Origin of the sequence: Verminephrobacter aporrectodeae subsp. tuberculatae At4, from assembly GCF_000193225.1 — a bacterium.
GTDB lineage: Bacteria > Pseudomonadota > Gammaproteobacteria > Burkholderiales > Burkholderiaceae_C > Acidovorax > Acidovorax aporrectodeae.
In genome coordinates, this window is sequence record NZ_AFAL01000135.1 from 1 (window position 1) to 3,921 (window position 3,921).

Sequence of the window (3,921 nt, forward strand, 5' to 3'; positions counted from 1 at the left end):
CGTTCCGGAGATCGGCCTGGTCGCGGTGGGCGCAGCGGTCCTGATGATCGCGGGTGAATTCGACCTCTCGGTGGGCTCGGTGTTCGCCTTCGGCTCCATGCTCTCCTGCGTCCTGGCCACACGCGGTTGGCCGATGGCCGCGTCCATGCCCTTGGCGCTGCTGTGCTGCGCCGCGATCGGGTACGTCAACGGTTGGCTGACGCTGCGTTTTCGCATCCCTTCGTTCATCACGACGCTGGGCATGCTGTTCATCGTGCGCAGCCTGACGATCGTCATTTCCGGCGGCTTTCCGCCGCCCTTTCCCGACGACGCCCCGACCTGGTTGTTCACCGACATGCTCGGACCGCTGCGCTTGTCGATGTTCTGGTTCCTCGGCCTGTGCACGCTCATCGCGCTGGTGCTGGGGGTGTCGAACTACGGCAACTGGATTCGCGCGACCGGCGGCATGCCGGAAGCCGCGCAAGCCATCGGCATTCGCACCGACCGGGTGAAGCTCAGCTGCTTCGTGCTCTGCGCGGTGCTGGCCGGCTTTGCCGGCATGCTGCAGGTCATGCGGCTGGGCTCCCCGCTGCCCTCCCTGGGCGACGGCCTGGAACTGCAGGCCGTGGCGGCGGCGGTGATCGGGGGAACCGCCCTTGGCGGAGGGATCGGGACGGTGCTCGGCGCAGTCATCGGCGTGCTGCTCATTCGCGCCATCGACAACGGCATGGTGGTCTCGGGCGTGGATGCCAACTGGTTCAAGTTCGCCATCGGCGCGCTGACCATTTGCGCGGTCATTGCCAACAGCCATCTGCGCGACATGGCCAGAAAGATGAAGGTGGAAACATGAGCTCCGTTTCATTCGAGGTCGCCGACGGTTCGACCCCTGTCGAGCGGGCCGCGCAAGGCGCTGCGCCCGACAGCCAAGGGAAGGCCGGGGCGCAGACGGCGCAAGGGGCCGGCGCAGACGTGCTCATCCGCTGCTGCGGATTGCACAAGTGGTACTCGGGGGTGCACGCACTGCGCGACGTCAGCCTGGACATCCAGCCACGGCAGGTCATCGGCCTGCTCGGCGACAACGGCGCCGGCAAGTCAACCCTGATCAAGATCCTTTCCGGCGCGCACCATCCGGACGCCGGAACCATCGAATTCCTGGGCCAGCGGGTGAACATCCGGTCCCCGAAAGACGCCATGCGCCTGGGGATAGAAACCATCCACCAGTACAACTCCATGGTTCCGTGCATGGGCATTGCCCGGAATATCTTTCTCGGTCGTGAGCCGCTGAAATGGCGTATCGGCAACTGCGGCTGGCTGGACCGGCAGCGCATGGAGCGGGAAGCGGTTGCCGCGATCGCCGCCGTCGATTTGCACCTGCGCTCACCGGATGCGCTGGTCGGCGAACTCTCGGGCGGTCAGCGGCAGGGCGTGGCGATCGCGCGCGCGATGCATTTCAAGACCCGGGTGCTCATTCTCGACGAGCCGACGAATCACCTCTCCGTGCGCGAGACGAACAAGGTCATCGACTTCGTCAAGGGGTTGCCAGCGCAAAACATGACCGGCATTTTCATCAGCCACAACCTGCACCATGTCTTTCAGACCTGCGACCGCATCGTGGTCATGTCGCGCGGTCAGGTGGTCGCCGATCGCCCCGTGCACGCAATCACCATGGACGAGGTCCAGGATCTGCTCTGACATCCGAATACAGGACGCACCGATGAACACGCCTCCATCTCCCGCCCCACCCCTTGCGTCACGGCGCGTTTTGCTCACCGGCGGACTGGGCAGCCTGGGGCAGGCGCAGGCGCGCAGACTGCGTGCCGACGGCGCCGACGTGCACGTTCTGGACCTGCCCTCGCCGCGCGGCGAGGCGTTTGCCGCAGAGCTGAATCAGGAAGCGGGCGAGCGCATGGGGCGCGTGCACTTTGTTGCGCTCGATCTGCGGGATACGGCTGGCGCGCAAACGGCGGTGTCGGAACTCGGGCGTGGGCTGGGAGGCTTCGACATTCTGATCAATAACGCCGCGCTGATTACGCACAAGCCGTTCGAGGAGTTTTCGCTCGCCGAATACGAGGAAGTGATGCAGGTGAACAGCACCGCGGGTTTTGCCCTGACGCAGGCGCTGGCTCCGGGAATGAAAGCCAAGCGCTGGGGGCGGATCATCAACTTCTGCAGCCTGACGCTCAACGGGCGCTGGGAAAAGTACGTCCCCTACGTGGCGTCGAAGGGGGCCATGCTCGGGCAAACCAAGACCCTTGCCAGAGCCCTTGGGCCCTTTGGCATCACCGTGAACGCGGTGAGCCCCGGGGCCATCGTGTCCGACGCCGAGCAGCGGGTGTTTGGCGACAAGCTGCAGGAGTACAACGATTGGGTGCTGGAGAATCAGTCGCTCAAGCGCCGCGGCCAGCCGCAGGACGTTGCCGACCTCGTCGCGTTCCTGGCAAGCGGGCAGTCGGGTTTTCTGACCGGTCAAATCCTGTCCCTGGACGGAGGGTGGTGAGCATGCAAAGTCCCGTAGTTCTCGAAAACAGCCAGGCTTGCGCCGTGGTGTTGCCGCAGCACGGTGCGGGCCTGGCGAGTTTTGATTTGCGCTGGCGTGGCAACCGCCTGCCGGTATTTCGCCCCCTCGTCGGCGAGTTGCGCAATGAGCGCGATTTGGCGCTGTTCCTGTTGGCGCCGTTCAGCAACCGCATCAGCAACGGTGGCTTCGAGTGGAATGGCCGGCGTTACCCGCTGCAAACCAATGTGGCAGACGAGCCCTTCCCGCTGCACGGCGACGCATGGCAGCAGGCCTGGACGCTCACCGAACAGAGCAGCACGCACGCCAGGCTGCAACTGCGCTCGCGCCAGACCCCGCCCCTTGCCTACGACGCGCAGATCGATTGGCGTCTCGATGGACCCTCACTGCACGCCACGCTGGCAATGACCCATTGCGGCAAGGACCCGATGCCCTACGGCGGCGGCTTCCACCCCTGGTTCCTGCGCGACCCGGATGTGCAACTGGAGTCGGCAGCGCAGGGATGGTGGTCCGGGAACGCCCTGCATCTGCCGACCCGCTGGAATGCCTTGGCAGACGACGATCCCAGGAGCTTCCGGACGCTGCGCGCGCTGCCCCCGGAGTTCGTGAACACGCTCTACACGGGCTGGAATGGCCAGGCCAAGATCGTTTGGCCCCGGCGCGGCGTCGCGCTCGAGGTGCGCGCCGACGCCCCCTTGACCCGCTTCATCTTCTACTCCCCGGGTGCCGATGCGAATTTCTTCTGTTTCGAGCCGGTGTCGCACGACGTGGACGCGCACAACACGGCGTCCCCGACGCAAGCGGGGCTCGTCGTGCTGAATGAAGGGGATTGCCTGCGTCTGTCAAGCCGATTCAGCGCCATGGCCGAATGAGTTTTGTGTATCGGATGGTAACTACCCAACCCCTCGCCGCAGGCCGTAATCCGCAACTTGATGCAACACCCGTTGCGACGGCCCGGCAAAGATTCTTGGCTTGACACCAGGCAACGCCGGAATGGGCCGCTGCACCGCAGCCATGCAGGAAAAGTGAGCAGACGCCGCTGATTTCCTGTTACATTTCAGCGGTTTTGGAATGTGTTAATGTGTCTCGATAAGCAAAGCAATTGCTCGAGACCATGTTGGCGCAGCGCTGGACATTCCGGCATTCGACGAATCACCCGACTGACCCGGCGGGCGGGCCCCGCTGCGGCGCGGGACCATGCCCCCGGGCAGCACCGCGCGCGCCAACCCCTCAACCTCAAGATCACCGGCGCCCCGTCCATGGGGGATAGGCGGTGCCAAGGCGGAGTTCAGCAACCCAAACCAACCCAGAAGGAGAAAGCACCATGAGAATGCCCCCTACCTACGTTTTCAGAGACCGCACGGCGCCCTGGCTGCTACGCATCGACATCGACGACCGCACCCTCAAGGCCGGCGAGACCACCACCG

At 64.8% G+C, this 3,921-nt stretch carries 4 protein-coding genes; all 4 read left to right on the plus strand.

Annotated elements, in window-relative coordinates; genetic code table 11:
• On the plus strand, nucleotides 1-829 hold an 829-nt coding region (locus VTU_RS0105035), incomplete at its 5' end, for an ABC transporter permease (RefSeq protein WP_010101452.1).
• Nucleotides 826-1,671: an ATP-binding cassette domain-containing protein gene (locus VTU_RS0105040; protein WP_010101453.1), complete on the plus strand. Its 846-nt coding sequence runs from the start codon at nucleotides 826-828 to the stop codon at nucleotides 1,669-1,671. The genes VTU_RS0105035 and VTU_RS0105040, both read left to right, overlap by 4 nt.
• Before the next feature lie 22 nt (nucleotides 1,672-1,693).
• Nucleotides 1,694-2,476, plus strand: coding sequence for an SDR family oxidoreductase (locus VTU_RS0105045; RefSeq protein ID WP_029554124.1), 783 nt, complete (start codon nucleotides 1,694-1,696; stop codon nucleotides 2,474-2,476).
• 2 nt (nucleotides 2,477-2,478) lie between these two features.
• Nucleotides 2,479-3,366: an aldose 1-epimerase gene (locus tag VTU_RS0105050; RefSeq protein ID WP_040892074.1), complete on the plus strand. Its 888-nt coding sequence runs from the start codon at nucleotides 2,479-2,481 to the stop codon at nucleotides 3,364-3,366.
• Nucleotides 3,367-3,921: the final 555 nt, after the last annotated feature.